The organism is Anabaena sp. FACHB-595 (genome assembly GCF_048568275.1).
In the GTDB taxonomy this organism is placed as follows: Bacteria; Cyanobacteriota; Cyanobacteriia; order Cyanobacteriales; family Nostocaceae; genus Trichormus.
Map to the genome: position 1 here is coordinate 1,180,317 of NZ_CP183473.1, position 13,365 is coordinate 1,193,681.

Annotated in this window: 13 protein-coding genes; 7 read left to right on the plus strand and 6 right to left on the minus strand. The window is 39.9% G+C overall.

Features of this window, described 5'->3' with window-relative positions; translation table 11 throughout:
- Window positions 1-54: 54 nt before the first annotated feature.
- The gene (locus tag ACN222_RS05015; protein ID WP_044520798.1) at window positions 55-426 is read right to left on the minus strand and encodes a hypothetical protein; all 372 of its coding nucleotides are present in this window, start codon (window positions 424-426) and stop codon (window positions 55-57) included.
- 424 nt (window positions 427-850) lie between these two features.
- Here ACN222_RS05015 and ACN222_RS05020 point away from each other — a divergent pair, with 424 nt between their 5' ends.
- Complete coding sequence (locus ACN222_RS05020; protein WP_010995184.1) at window positions 851-1,231, plus strand: calcium-binding protein; 381 nt, start codon at window positions 851-853, stop codon at window positions 1,229-1,231.
- Here the strand turns inward: ACN222_RS05020 and ACN222_RS05025 are convergent.
- The gene (locus tag ACN222_RS05025; protein ID WP_096637241.1) at window positions 1,228-1,788 is read right to left on the minus strand and encodes a sugar O-acetyltransferase; all 561 of its coding nucleotides are present in this window, start codon (window positions 1,786-1,788) and stop codon (window positions 1,228-1,230) included. The two genes, ACN222_RS05020 and ACN222_RS05025, sit on opposite strands and share 4 nt — an antisense overlap.
- 203 nt (window positions 1,789-1,991) lie before the next feature.
- Entirely contained in the window at window positions 1,992-3,290 is a 1,299-nt protein-coding gene (locus ACN222_RS05030) for a diguanylate cyclase domain-containing protein (protein ID WP_010995186.1), read from the minus strand.
- A gap of 494 nt (window positions 3,291-3,784) precedes the next feature.
- Here ACN222_RS05030 and ACN222_RS05035 point away from each other — a divergent pair, with 494 nt between their 5' ends.
- The 6 genes from ACN222_RS05035 (at window position 3,785) to ACN222_RS05060 (ending at window position 8,713) form a co-directional block, all read left to right on the plus strand.
- Window positions 3,785-5,296: a thioredoxin-like domain-containing protein gene (locus ACN222_RS05035; RefSeq protein WP_010995187.1), complete on the plus strand. Its 1,512-nt coding sequence runs from the start codon at window positions 3,785-3,787 to the stop codon at window positions 5,294-5,296.
- A gap of 328 nt (window positions 5,297-5,624) precedes the next feature.
- Window positions 5,625-5,966 carry a KGK domain-containing protein gene (locus ACN222_RS05040; protein WP_010995188.1) on the plus strand — a complete coding sequence of 114 codons (342 nt, stop codon included), beginning with the start codon at window positions 5,625-5,627 and terminating at the stop codon, window positions 5,964-5,966.
- Between the two features lie 160 nt (window positions 5,967-6,126).
- A complete protein-coding gene (locus ACN222_RS05045; RefSeq protein WP_010995189.1) occupies window positions 6,127-6,702 on the plus strand; it encodes an REP-associated tyrosine transposase in 576 nt (191 codons plus the stop codon).
- A gap of 77 nt (window positions 6,703-6,779) precedes the next feature.
- On the plus strand, window positions 6,780-7,127 hold the full coding sequence (locus ACN222_RS05050; RefSeq protein WP_044522777.1) for a DUF952 domain-containing protein: 348 nt from the start codon (window positions 6,780-6,782) through the stop codon (window positions 7,125-7,127).
- A 6-nt stretch (window positions 7,128-7,133) separates the two neighbouring features.
- Window positions 7,134-7,322 (plus strand): DUF4089 domain-containing protein, encoded by a 189-nt coding sequence (locus ACN222_RS05055; RefSeq protein ID WP_010995191.1) that lies wholly within the window; start codon window positions 7,134-7,136, stop codon window positions 7,320-7,322.
- Window positions 7,319-8,713: an Asp-tRNA(Asn)/Glu-tRNA(Gln) amidotransferase GatCAB subunit A gene (locus ACN222_RS05060; protein WP_010995192.1), complete on the plus strand. Its 1,395-nt coding sequence runs from the start codon at window positions 7,319-7,321 to the stop codon at window positions 8,711-8,713. Before ACN222_RS05055 ends, ACN222_RS05060 begins: the two co-directional genes overlap by 4 nt.
- A gap of 147 nt (window positions 8,714-8,860) precedes the next feature.
- Here the strand turns inward: ACN222_RS05060 and map are convergent, their stop codons facing one another.
- The 3 genes from map to ACN222_RS05075 form a co-directional block, all read right to left on the minus strand.
- Window positions 8,861-9,688 carry a type I methionyl aminopeptidase gene (map, locus tag ACN222_RS05065; protein WP_010995193.1) on the minus strand — a complete coding sequence of 276 codons (828 nt, stop codon included), beginning with the start codon at window positions 9,686-9,688 and terminating at the stop codon, window positions 8,861-8,863.
- A gap of 141 nt (window positions 9,689-9,829) precedes the next feature.
- Window positions 9,830-10,303 (minus strand): plastocyanin/azurin family copper-binding protein, encoded by a 474-nt coding sequence (locus tag ACN222_RS05070; protein ID WP_044522778.1) that lies wholly within the window; start codon window positions 10,301-10,303, stop codon window positions 9,830-9,832.
- Window positions 10,304-10,434: 131 nt separating this feature from the next.
- Complete coding sequence (locus ACN222_RS05075; RefSeq protein WP_010995195.1) at window positions 10,435-13,272, minus strand: M16 family metallopeptidase; 2,838 nt, start codon at window positions 13,270-13,272, stop codon at window positions 10,435-10,437.
- Window positions 13,273-13,365: the final 93 nt, after the last annotated feature.

Consider the following 13,365-nt stretch of genomic DNA (forward strand, 5'->3'; position numbering starts at 1 on the left):
ATGATAAAAGGACACAAACATTGTGTCCCTTGAGGTTGTATTAGAGGTATTCGCTTATCGGTTATTATCTTGTAGGTCGTTAGCGCTTCTCTTAGCTGTGTCTGGATAGACAGAACCGAATTGTTTTACCGCTTCTCCAGATTCTTTGGCAATTCTTTTCGCTCTTTCACCAGGATTGTCCTCTGTTTGACGCGCTTCTCTATTCCATTCTCCAGTGGTTTTGGGTCTATCAGCATCATCTTGATGTACAACTCTGTCAAGCCTTCTAGTTACGGCATCACTGCTACGTCCAGAGTCAATTGTAGAGTTTAGGCTGGTGGTTAGTACTAAAAAGCCAACTAAGGCGATCGCAAAAAAACGCTTTACTTGAAACTCTGGAAATAGAAACTTGATATGAGTGATTACCTTAGAAAATAAATTTGCCATCATCATACTCCATTAATTTGGTGTCAATATTATTCACACTTGCAGTACTTTATTGGTTGTACTTACAGTCTGAATTAGCAGTGAAATTTAATGAAAGCTCTCACCACAGCTTCAAGTTAACGATAAAAAACTATTAATTCATCTGACACAAGTTATAAATTATTTCTAGAGCAAGGAAGTTTTTTAAATTCCTGCTATGTATTATTGGAAGTCTATTTTGATGTTTGAATCTACCGATTTAGTAAGAGAGAAGGGTTAGGGTTCTGAGTGGTCACATCCCCGACTTGTTGGAGAAGCCAGGGAGCTAGCAACCGCTAACTCCGCCGATAGCAAATTCAAATACCTACAGACCCCTTAACTTATCGACAGATATTTCTCAACAGGCTACCATATCAAACTGTATATTAAGCAGGGTCTTTATTTTATGGCCAGTGTAGAACGCGACGAAACCAGAGAGCATCGCATCGAAACAGAGATTATTGTTGATGCTGAAGATAAAGAAGAAAGAGCAATGGGTTGGTACTACTACCTGGACGATACTTTGGAGTTTCCCTTTATGGGTAAGTGGAAGAAGAAGTCTCGCAAAACCTCGACCATTGAAGAGAAAACCGTTGAGGTATTGGGTATGGCTCCAGATGATGAGTGTTTGAAGGATATGTATGTAGAAGTTGCTGATATCGGCGGTAAGGATGATGATGTATATACTGCCAAGCTTTCGGATATAGAGGCTATTGATGTGGATGACGACACTCAAGAAGCGATCGCTGATTGGTTATATTGGTTAGCTAGGGGATACAAATTTTAGGCTAAATTGCGAATTATTCGGCAAGGATTCCCAACGGCTACAACGTTAGCAGGGATGTCTTTGACAACTACGCTCCCAGCACCAATCGTGGTATTGTCCCCAATTGTTACCCCTGGACAAATAATTGCACCACCACCAATCCAGACGTTATTACCAATTTTAATTGGGGCAGCCAATTCTCTTCCAGATAGACGAATTTCCGGTTCGGTGGGATGGTAAGCAGTATAAATCTGTACGTGGGGAGCTAACAAAACATTTTCGCCGATTTCTACTTTGTTGCAGTCTAAAATTACGCAACCGTAGTTCATATATACTCCGTTGCCTGCATAGATGTTGCTACCGTAGTCACAATGAAGCGGTGGTACGATAGTGATTTTTTCACCTACCTGGGCAAATAATTCTTGTAAAATTTGCCTGCGTTGTTCTGGTTGTTCTTCGGTTGTGGCGTTATACATTCGCAACAACCGACTGGCTCGTTTACTCTCGGCTGCTAATTCTGGATCATCTGCTAGGTATAATTCACCTGCCAACATTTTTTGTTTTTCAGTTTTTTCCATATATATAATTTGTTTCACCCAGAGACACAAAGAAGAGAAAGGGTGCGTAGTGATAACTTTTACAAATATTTACAGTACCTGGGATTAATAGTTTACAGTTTAATATCGATATTTAAGAAAATATGACTTAAATAAACTTAGTGAAAAAATAAAAATATTAATAGTTTTTAAGCGGTAGATACATTTATAAATTGTGCTGTTAATTAACAATTTGCGGCTTTATTAAATACACCATATCTGGCTTTACCTTGCTGTTTAGCACGGAACATAGCCTGGTCTGCATCTCTTAATAGGTTTTCTGGTTCGTCATAACTACCAGCATTAAGAGTAATACCGATGCTGGCTGTGGTAAATATTTGATGTCCATTCAGGTTCATGGGTAAGCCTAAGGTATCTTGGATGCGTTTGGCTACGTTGATAGCGTCGTTAACGTCTCGAATATCTTCTAACAACACGGCAAATTCATCACCACCAAATCGCCCTACAGTATCTCCACTACGTACACAGGATTCTAATCTGTGAGCGATCGCTACTAAAAAATCATCTCCTATTCCGTGTCCAAAGCGATCGTTAATTCCCTTAAAACCATCTAAATCTAAAAACAACACAGCAAAACGATAATCACTACGGCGTTTGCTACGTTCAATTGCTTGTTTGAGACGGTCTAAAAATAAAATTCGATTGGGTAGCGTCGTTAGTCCATCATAAAAAGCATTGCGGAGTAATTGCACTTCCGACTGTTTGCGTTGAGTGATGTCTTGAAAAACTAATACTGCCCCAGTAATATTACCCGTATTATCTCGGATAGGTGCAATCTTATCTCCTATCGGTATTTCTTTACCATCCTTAGAAATGAGTGTACAGTTCTCCGGTAAATTGACAATCTCACCAGTCTGCATGGCCTGTGTAGCCAAATTATCAATTACCTCGTCCATATCCTTATCAACTAGATTCACAACCTCTGCTAAATCTCTCCCAAAAGCTTCATGCTGCATCCAACCCGTAAGTTTTTCCGCCATTGGATTCATCATTTGAATCTGACCATTAGTAATGGTAACAATTACCCCACAGCCCATACTATTAATAATGTCCGCTTTTTTTTCTGTTTCTTCCTGTAATTTTTCGTGAATTTGATACTGCTTTAAAGCCATTTCTACAGCAAGATGTAAATCTTTTTCTGCAAATGGCTTTAACAGATAAGCAAAAGACTCATCTAGTTGTTTATTTTGCAAGTCTAAATATTGTGAATACTCGGCTACATATAATACTGGTATGCGAAAATTACCTTGAATAATATTTGCTACTTGTATCCCGTTAATTTCTCTAGATAAACAGATATCAAATAATACTAAATCCAGGTGATTCTCTGTTAATTTTTTAATTGCTTCTTCAGGCGAATTTGTAATCCCCAAAACATTATATCCTAATGCTTGTAAACTATTTTTAATATTTAACGCCAGGACTGCTTCATCCTCAACAACTAGGATTTTGCGGGAGACCATGTTAAAATTACCTGTTTGCTAAGGTTCAGATATTGTTGTTAACATCAACTTAATCTGAAAGTTATTTATTCTATGATAATCAATCTCTAAAATATCGGTTATTTGCTTGAATAAACTCTTGATTTAAGATTAAAGATTGTGTTAATTGTTGACAAAACTTCCTGATGTTCATCAAATGAAAAAATAGTTGCACTTATCTGATGAAGATTTCATCTTCATCTACAATAAAATCATTTTTTGTATCCTATTTGTTACAAAAAAAATGACCAATACGCATATTAGACACCATAATATTTACAGATATTCAATTAAAAAATATTGTATTTTAAATAACCAAATATTGGTTATTATAAGTAAAGATTAAAGGAAGTATAGGGAAACAATTCGTTGTTGTTGCATAGCTTGTACTGGCACCTAAAAACTTTATCACCTTCTCTATTCTCTAATTATTCTTTCTCTCTACCATTAATGTCTTCGTAAATCCAACTATATTTATGATCCCCCGTGTAAGAGCGCCAGAATTACCGCAAAATTATCCTTGGTTGAATACTGAACAACCTTTGTCTATTAAGCAACTCAATGGTAGAGTTGTAATTTTAGATTTTTGGACTTACTGTTGTATAAACTGTCTCCACGTTCTGCCAGACTTGAAATATCTGGAACAAAAATATAAAGATAGCCTGACAGTTATTGGTGTCCATTCTGCCAAATTCGACAACGAACAGGAAACCGAAAACATCCGCCAGGCTATATTGCGTTACGATATCGAACACCCAGTATTAGTAGACAAAGATTTTCGTGTATGGCAAGAGTATGCTGTACGTGCTTGGCCTACTTTAATGGTTATCGACCCCAAAGGTTATGTAATTGGCTACGTTTCCGGTGAAGGAAATCGAGATAAGTTAGACCAATTAATTACACAAGTCATTCAGGAACATCAAGGCGCAATTAATTTTCAACAACTCAGTCTGACTTTAGAAAAACAGCGTCAACCATTAATTACACCTCTAGCCTTTCCAGGTAAAGTCCTAGCCACCCCATCCGGGTTATTCGTCGCTGACTCTGGACATCACCGCATAGTTGTGAGTGACTTCAACGGCGAAATTCTGCATTTAATCGGTAATGGAAAGTCAGGCTTAACTGATGGTAATTTTCAGGAAGCACAATTTTCTGCACCCCAGGGAATGGCGTTCGATATGGAAAATCAAATTCTCTACCTCGCTGACACGGAAAATCATGCTTTGCGGCGGGTTGATATCAATCAGCAAACGGTAGAAACCATTGCGGGAACAGGTGAACAAAGCCGTAATATTCAACCGCATGGGGGTGTTGGTTTAGAAACTGCTTTAAACTCCCCTTGGGATTTGGTGAACATTGAAAACAGCTTATACATTGCAATGGCGGGAGTCCATCAAATTTGGCAAATGGATTTAGCAAGCGGTGTGATCAAAACTTATGCTGGTACTGGTGTAGAAGCTTGTCTTGATGCTTCCCTTACAGAATCAGCTTTTGCCCAACCTAGTGGAATCACTAATAACGAACAAGAATTATACATTGCTGATAGCGAGATCAGTTCCATTCGTGGTGTGGGACTAGTGGAACCTCAGGAAGTCAGAACCGTTTGCGGTAGTGGTGGTTTATTCGGTTTTGGTGATGTCGATGGACAAGGTGAAGATGTCCGTTTACAGCATTGTTTAGGGGTGGAATATTTCCAAAATTATTTGTGGGTAGCAGATACATACAACCACAAAATTAAATCAGTTAGTCCTCATACTGGTAATTGTCAAACTGTCCTGGGAGATGGTTTGGCTGGGTTACAAAATGGTCAAGGTAAAAACACTCGCTTTTTTGAACCTTCAGGATTGAGTGCGATAGATTCATATCTGTATATTAGTGATACGAATAATCATGTAATTCGCCGTGTAGATTTGCGTACTTTGGAAGTGACGACGATGCAATTTAATGGTTTGTGTGCGCCTGATGTTTGTATTCCAAATAACTTTTAAGTTCGCGCATTAAACGAAGTCATTCTCGCAAGTAGGCGCAAAGTTTTCTCTGTGCCTCTGCGTCTCTGCGTGAGATAAAAAATGATGGGACTATTATTTCCGTATTCTTACTAGATATTTCTTACAAGCGAGAGATTAAAATTAACATAGAGCTTCATTAACAATAGATATTGCTATAGGAATCATACTTGAATATTGAACAAACGTAAGTATTTGTAGGGTGGGCATTGCACACCATATCCTGTTTTTGATGGGCAATGCTCACCCTACGTATAATTCACGAATCAAATAGTAGTCCTATAAGTTTAAATAACCTGGATAAATTAGTATGGATAATAGAAAAATTTTGCTAGATAGTGATGATGTTATCCTAATTGGATATGATGCGTTCAAGGTAAGTAGACTAAAAGAATTAATTGTAGGACAAATCAGAAGTAAGTGGGATAAAGGAACTTACAATCAGGCAACTCAAAAATTTGATGGTTATGTCCGTGATTTATTGAGAAATATCTCTCTTGGAGATAATCAGTATATTCCTATTAAAGAAATAGAATATAAATTGAGCATACAGTGTCAAGTTCTTAAAGTAGGTAATAAAAGCTGGAAAACAGGACAAATCAACATAAATATATTTGTTATTTCTGATTATAAAAAACCGGATATAACGTAAATACTGAATTTTTATTGGATGAAAATATTACAAATGAATCACCTTTGGATGACCTTCGCCAAATAATTCAATCTCAGTAGGGTGGGCAATGCCCACCAAAAATATTATGTAAAAATACACACTAAAAATTGTTCCAAAACCTATAACTTAACTCACCGAAATGCCTGAATATCGTCGTGCATATTTGCCAGGTGGGACTTTCTTTTTAACATTGGTAACATACGAACGCTACCCAATATTTTCCAATATAGAAAATATCTCTCACTTGCGTTCTGCTCTAGCAAAAGTACGTTCGGAAATGCCTTTTGAAATAGAGGGCGCAGTTGTTTTGCCAGATCATATCCATTTTCTCTGGACTTTACCTACTGACGACAAAAATTATTCCCAACGAATTGGCAGATTAAAAGTTTTATTTACTCGTTCAATAGATAGTAAAACAATATTACCTAAAAATTTATCTAATTCACGCCGTAAACATCGGGAAAGTAATGTATGGCAACGTCGTTTTTGGGAACATAACATACGTGATGAAGCTGATTTTGAAAAGCATTTGAACTATATCCATTACAATCCAGTTAAGCATGGTTTAGTTTCTTGTCCTCACTTATGGGATTATTCTAGTTTCCATAAATTTGTGAGAAGAGGTATTTATTGTAGCAATTGGTATTGTTCATGTTCTGGGGAGAGAATACAAATACCTGATTTTGATAAAAATTTGGAAAAAATTGGAGAATGAGTTTGGTTACTACATAATGAGATAATTGGTGGGCAATGCCCACCCTACTCAATATTCAAGAATTTAATAAACTAAATATGAATACTATTCTCCATATCACCAAACGTCAACAATGGGAACAAGCAAAAAATGTCGGCAGCTACCATGCTGATTCACTGGATACAGAAGGGTTTATTCACTCTTCTAAATCCATACAAATCCTCAAGGTTGCCAATAGATTTTTTCACCACCAAACGGAATTAGTGTTACTTTTTATCGACTCTGATCAAGTTAAACCAGAAATTCGCTATGAAGCGGCTGATGGTGATTTATTTCCGCATATTTATGGCGAATTAAATCTTGATGCTGTGTATCAGGTGATTGATTTTGAGCCTGGGGAAGATGGGTTGTTTGAGGTGCCGCCAGAGGTTGTAAGTTTAGGGTAGATAAGTATGGAGATGAAAGATCAAGCGTTGGGTGTGTATGTTGAACAAACGGCTTTGCTGTTGGATTTGCCGATAAAAGATGAGTACCGGGATGGGGTGGTGGCAAATTTTGAGAGAATAAAAGCGATCGCTCAACTTGTTAACTCATTTCCACTACCAGAAGCAATAGAACCCGCCCCTGTCTTTGAACCATGAATGATGCTGTCTCCACCGCTAAAGCTATACGTGAGGGCAAAGTTACCGCCGTAGAGGTGACGCAAGCTGCTTTAGCGCGGATAGCAGCACAGGATGTAGAACTGAATTGTTTTACAGCTGTAACTAGGGAAACGGCTTTGGCGGATGCAGCACGTATTGATAAGGAGATGGCCGCAGGTAATTCTCCTGGGTTACTGGCTGGTGTGCCTTTTGCTGTGAAAAACTTATTTGATATCGCTGGTTTGACGACTCTGGCGGGGGCGAAAATCAATGCCGAAAATCCTCCAGCTAGCCGAGATGCAACGGCAGTAGCCAAGCTGAAACAAGCTGGTGCGGTATTGGTAGGCGCTTTAAATATGGATGAATACGCCTACGGATTTGTTACAGAAAATTCTCATTATGGTGCTACCCATAACCCCCAAGATTTACAGCGAGTGGCTGGGGGTTCCTCTGGTGGTTCGGCGGCGGCGGTGGCGGCTGGGTTGGTTACTTTCAGCTTGGGTTCTGATACTAACGGTTCCATTCGTGTCCCGGCGGCGTTGTGTGGTGTGTTTGGTTTCAAGCCGACTTATGGGCGTTTGTCCCGTGCTGGGGTAGCTTTATTTTCTAGTAGTTTTGACCACATCGGCCCCTTTGCCCGTTCGGTTGGGGATATCGCAACAATATTTGATATTCTGCAAGGAGAAGACGATCGCGATCCTATCTGCACTCAACGACCTGCAAACCCCACTTTACCCCAACTAAATCAAGATATCTCTCATATCAGAATAGCGATCGCTGACGATTATTTCCAAAAAGGGGCAACATCGGCAGCATTAGCAGCCGTGCAGGAAGTAGCCAATGCTTTAAACGTAACCAATTACGTTACTTTACCAGAAGCCCACCGCGCCAGGGCAGCCGCATTTGTAATTACCGCCAGTGAAGGCGCAAATTTACATTTAGATAAATTAAGAACACGTCCCCAGGACTTTGACCCAGCAACACGCGATCGCTTTTTGGCAGGGGCATTAATTCCTAGTAATTGGTATATACAAGCACAACGCTTTCGGCAATGGTACCGCGATCGCATCCGTGAAGTTTTTCAAAATGTCGATGTAATTCTCGCCCCTACCACACCTATTACAGCACCGCTAATAGGTCAACAGACAATGATTTTAGATGGGGAGGAAATTCTAGTGCGTCCCCATTTAGGATTGTTCACTCAACCCTTATCTTTTATTGGCTTACCAGTTTTATCAGTACCAATTCAGTGTCCAAACGCTTTACCTTTGGGTGTGCAGTTAATCGCCGCCCCATACAATGAAGCTTTGATTTTACAGGTGGCGGCTGTATTAGAAGCCCAAGGTGTAGTTTCAGCTGTGAGTCAGGTAAATTTAGGACTTACGCGCTGAACTAAAAAACTCTTCGGTGGTTAATAGTCCACAGTCCAAAAACCTTGATTTTGACTATGGACTATGGACTATTGACAAATTAATCATTGGCTGAGGAAGACGCGATGAATCGCGTCTCTACAAGTGGTTTGTGTGTCCTATTCTTTTTTAAACTTTGGTGCGATCAGTTAAAATTTCGTAACCGGTTTCTGTGACTAAAACTGTATGTTCAAATTGTGCAGATAGAGAATTATCTACCGTTACAGCCGTCCAGCGATCGGATAAAGTCCGGGTGTGTTTAGAACCTGCATTTAAAATGGGTTCAATTGCCAATGTCATTCCTGCACGCAGTTTCACATTGGGCATTTCTCTAGTGCGATAGTTAAATACAGAAGGTTCTTCATGTAGGTTCCGTCCTACACCGTGTCCCGTAAATTCTTCTACTACAGTAAAGCCATTAACTTTTACATGATCCTCAATTGCCCCAGCTAAATCAAGGAGATATGCACCTGCTTTAACTTGTTCAATGCCCTTATATAACGCCTCTTCAGCTACGCGAATCAGTTTAGCGGCATCTGGAGTTACTTCACCAACAGCGATCGTAATACAGGAATCACCATGAAAGCCTTGAAAATAAGCACCTGTGTCTACTTTTAATACATCTCCAGTCCGAATTACTTTTTTGTGACTGGGAATACCATGTACAACTTCGTTATTAATACTAGAGCAGATAGAACCAGTAAAGCCGTGATAACCCTTAAAACTTGGTGTTGCACCCATTTCGCGGATACGCTTTTCAGCATAGGCATCCAAGTCAGCCGTAGTCATTCCTGGTTTTACCAGCCCGGAAATCTCTTTAAGTACGGTGGCGACAATTTTCGCCGACTCTCGCATAATATCAATTTCGCGGGGTGATTTAATTTCAATACCCCGGCGTTGTTTTTTGGCAGGTGATGGCTTAGGTGTTTGAGAAAGCAAGTTGGTGAGAATATTCATGGGAAATCAATTATTACTTGCGCCGTGCCGCTAAGGTTGCAGGTTGTTTCTGGACAATTGAGAAATAATATCTATACCTAAGTTAACTTATTTTTCGCGGCTAGATACGTATATAGAGAATGCTTGACTGTTGACTATTGACTAGGGATTGATCACGATTTCTCCCGTCATCCCTGCTTCAGTATGTCCTGGTATGGGACAGCGTAAGCCATATTTTCCTGGTTTGATGGCTACGAGAACCCATTCAGCTTCAGCACCAGGCTTAAGTTCCAGTTCATGAATCGCCCCTTTAATTTCCACTTTGCCTGCTTCCACTTTTTGCGTCCAAATCCCATCGGCAAAGTCTTTGGCAGTAAAATAATGTTTCAATTGGCTGGGGTTGTTGAGGTGTAGTAGATAACGTTTACCAGCGACTAATTCCAAGTTATTTGGTTCAAACTTGAGTTCGTTAGCAGAATTACCCAAAGAAACTGTAATTTCCGAAACGGGTTGTTTAAGTAAATCACTAGATTCTTTTGCCGCCAATACAGAATTAGTATTAGTAAAAGTAAAACATAGCAGCAGGGTAAAAACCACGCATATCTGACGAACTATTGGTGATAAAAGTGAAATCATAGCGTATAAAATTTTGCGAATTTCCGGGAATAAGTCAGTCATTACCAAAGTATTCCTAATTATTAGTCCGCAGGGGCAGTATTTTAAAAAATCCACCCCTACAAAGGTCAACCGTCAACAGTTAGCACTATTTACCTTACATTTTGTCTTGCTACCATAGAAGGCCCAGCCGTTACTACTACTACTTGATCTGGGTGGAGTAATTCACTAGCTGCTTGATTAACTTCAGTTAAGGTAACCTGCTGAATTTTTTGATTATAAAAATGTAGTTCGCCCGGTTCTAGTCCATAAACTTGATTCATCAGAATTTTATTGGTTAACTCTTCTGGGTCTGCCAAAGAAACGTTATAGTTACCAATCAAGGTACGTTTAGCTGTCTCTACTTCTGATGCTGTCACACCTTGTTGGTGAATTTGCTCAAGTACTTGCTGGGTGCTAGCGATCGCTTTATTCGCATCTTCAGGACTGGTTTGCATTTCAATCCAGAATGTCCCAAAATCTTTTTCGGCTTGGAAGTCGCTATAAATGCCATAAGTTAAACCTTGGCGATCGCGCACTTGGGCCCCTAATCTACTAGATAAGGTATCCCCGCCCAAAATTTGGTTTAACACTAGCGCCGCATAAAATCTCGGATCTTGACGCTTAATACCTGCATAACCAAGGTAAGTAATAGCTTGGGTCTTACCAGGTAATACTGGATTCTCTCGCGTGGTAGTTTTTGGTAGTCCAACCTGGGGATAGTTTATACTTGGGGGTTCTCCACTAGCTTGCCAATCACCAAATTCTGCTTGAATGAGCGATCGCACTTGCTGAGGTTCAAAATCCCCCATTAGCACCAACACAGTAGTATCTGGACGATAATATTTCTGACTAAAGGCAATCACATCCTGACGGCGAATCTTCCGCAGACTTTCCACTGTCGGAAAGGTATGTAGGGGATGTTTCTTAGGATAGACCGATTGCAGAAAAATTCTTCTAGCAACTTCTCCCGGATCATCTAATTCCATTTTCAGAGAAGTTACAGCTTGTTGCAGATTTAAGTCCAGTTCTTTTTTGGGAAATGTACTATTTTTTAGTCCGTCGGCTAATGTCCGAATCAGCACCGGAAAATCTTCAGCTAAACTATCGGCTTGGATACGCATACCGTTGCGGTACGCGGCAAAATCTAAAGTCACACCCCTATCATCTAAAACTTGAGCTAAAGTCGAAGCATTTTTAGTTTTCGTCCCACTCATTAAGCTATCTGCTACTAATGAGGCTAAACCTGCTTGTCCATCTGGATCAAATTCCGTACCTGCTTTAACATAACCACTCAAGGTGACGGTAGGTGTACTTTTATCAGGTAGTAAAAATACTTGTAAACCATTAGCTAAAGTAAACTGCTGTGGTAAACGTGTTTGAGATTTCTGTGGAATATTATCTGTTGTGATATCTAGAGATGGTAGATACTTCATCACCTCGGATGACGTTACAGATGAGTCGCCAGCGAGATTTTCTTGTGTGCGTTGTGTTGACTTTTTGTTGCCAACTTCTTTGGTGCTGGTAGATATGGTTGGTTGAAAAATACCTACTTTCCGGTGAGATTTTGGTAAATACTTATTAACTACCCGTACTACATCTGCTGAAGTTACTTGCCTAATTGCCGATAAATAATAATCTGTAAAGCGATAATTACCAACAGTTGTCTCATCATTGCCTAACTGCATGGCTTGATCAGTGATAGTCCGGTTACTCAAAATGATGGCAGCTTCTAACTGTCTTTTGGCTCTAGCTAATTCTTCTGCTTTTACATCTGTGCGGGCAAGATTAGCGATCGCTTTATTCAATACGGAGTCAATTTTACCTATATCTTGGTCTGGATCTGCCGTCACCAACAATTCATACCAACCAGCCTGCTGCAAACCACCAATAGAAGCTTCTACTTCACTGGCTAAACCCGATTCTATCAATGCTTTATATAGTCGAGAATTGCGCCCTTCAGTCAAGATATAATCTACCACCTCTAGGGCTGGCATATCCGGGTGACTCGCTGGCGGTAGGGGGTAAATCACTTGTAACAGTCCCGCCGCACCTGGTTCTCTTAGAACTATGGGACTGTTGGCTGTTGGCTGTTGACTATTGATTATTGACTGTTGACTGTTGGCTGTTGGCTGTTGACGCTGAGGAATACCGCCAAATATCTCTTTTACTGTTGCCAAGGTTTCTTTTGCTTGGCAATCGCCGACAATTACTAACACGGCATTTTCGGGACTGTAAAAGTCTTGATAGTATTCTTGTACTTTCTCAACTGGAAATTTTTCTACATCTGCCTTAGTACCACCTACAGGTAAGCCATAAGGATGATTGGGAAACACTGCCTGCATGACCGCGCGATTGAGGCGGTATTCTGGGCTATTTTCATAACCCTGCAATTCCGAAATGACTACGCGCTTTTCACTGGCTAATTTGTCAGCATCAATGAGAGCGTTTTGCATTCTGTCTGCTTCCAAGACCAGCAGCACTTTGAGCTTATCCCGTTCTACTGTGCCGTAATATGCTGTTTGGTCATAACTAGTAAAGGCGTTGGAGTCACTACCTAAAGCACTAAATAAACGTCCAAATTGAATTGGCCGGCTTTTTGTGCCTTTAAACATCATGTGTTCTAACTGATGGGCAATGCCGTTGACACCTGATTCTTCATGGCGTGAGCCAAACTTGTACCATACCTGTACACTTACAATTGGTACAGTCGGTACTTCCTTGATGAATACGGTCAAACCATTGTCCAAAACGGTTTTGTGGACGTTTTCTGTTACTCGGAATTGATGGGGATTGTTCGCCACTAATGTTGCTTGGGAATTGACTCGACTCAATGTAGTTTTGTATTGACTTTCAGCAGGTTTATTACTGAAAAATAACACTGTAACCAAGGAAACACTCAACAATAACACATAAAAACGGTACCGATACCAGATAGATAATGCAGACATTTATTTGGTAGATGCGTTGAGTTTATATATTTTTATGTACAAAACTAGTTTAATCCTTTTATGCGTATCTTATGTAAACCACATAACTTTGTA

What these genes read in the sequence shown, in the direction of transcription:
- ACN222_RS05015 (WP_044520798.1), bottom strand. Translation starts at nt 426, where the DNA reads ATGGCAAATTTATTTTCTAAGGTAATCACTCATATCAAGTTTCTATTT.
- ACN222_RS05020 (WP_010995184.1), top strand. Translation starts at nt 851, where the DNA reads ATGGCCAGTGTAGAACGCGACGAAACCAGAGAGCATCGCATCGAAACA.
- ACN222_RS05025 (WP_096637241.1), bottom strand. Translation starts at nt 1,788, where the DNA reads ATGGAAAAAACTGAAAAACAAAAAATGTTGGCAGGTGAATTATACCTA.
- ACN222_RS05030 (WP_010995186.1), bottom strand. Translation starts at nt 3,290, where the DNA reads ATGGTCTCCCGCAAAATCCTAGTTGTTGAGGATGAAGCAGTCCTGGCG.
- ACN222_RS05035 (WP_010995187.1), top strand. Translation starts at nt 3,785, where the DNA reads ATGATCCCCCGTGTAAGAGCGCCAGAATTACCGCAAAATTATCCTTGG.
- ACN222_RS05040 (WP_010995188.1), top strand. Translation starts at nt 5,625, where the DNA reads ATGGATAATAGAAAAATTTTGCTAGATAGTGATGATGTTATCCTAATT.
- ACN222_RS05045 (WP_010995189.1), top strand. Translation starts at nt 6,127, where the DNA reads ATGCCTGAATATCGTCGTGCATATTTGCCAGGTGGGACTTTCTTTTTA.
- ACN222_RS05050 (WP_044522777.1), top strand. Translation starts at nt 6,780, where the DNA reads ATGAATACTATTCTCCATATCACCAAACGTCAACAATGGGAACAAGCA.
- ACN222_RS05055 (WP_010995191.1), top strand. Translation starts at nt 7,134, where the DNA reads ATGGAGATGAAAGATCAAGCGTTGGGTGTGTATGTTGAACAAACGGCT.
- ACN222_RS05060 (WP_010995192.1), top strand. Translation starts at nt 7,319, where the DNA reads ATGAATGATGCTGTCTCCACCGCTAAAGCTATACGTGAGGGCAAAGTT.
- map (WP_010995193.1), bottom strand. Translation starts at nt 9,688, where the DNA reads ATGAATATTCTCACCAACTTGCTTTCTCAAACACCTAAGCCATCACCT.
- ACN222_RS05070 (WP_044522778.1), bottom strand. Translation starts at nt 10,303, where the DNA reads ATGATTTCACTTTTATCACCAATAGTTCGTCAGATATGCGTGGTTTTT.
- ACN222_RS05075 (WP_010995195.1), bottom strand. Translation starts at nt 13,272, where the DNA reads ATGTCTGCATTATCTATCTGGTATCGGTACCGTTTTTATGTGTTATTG.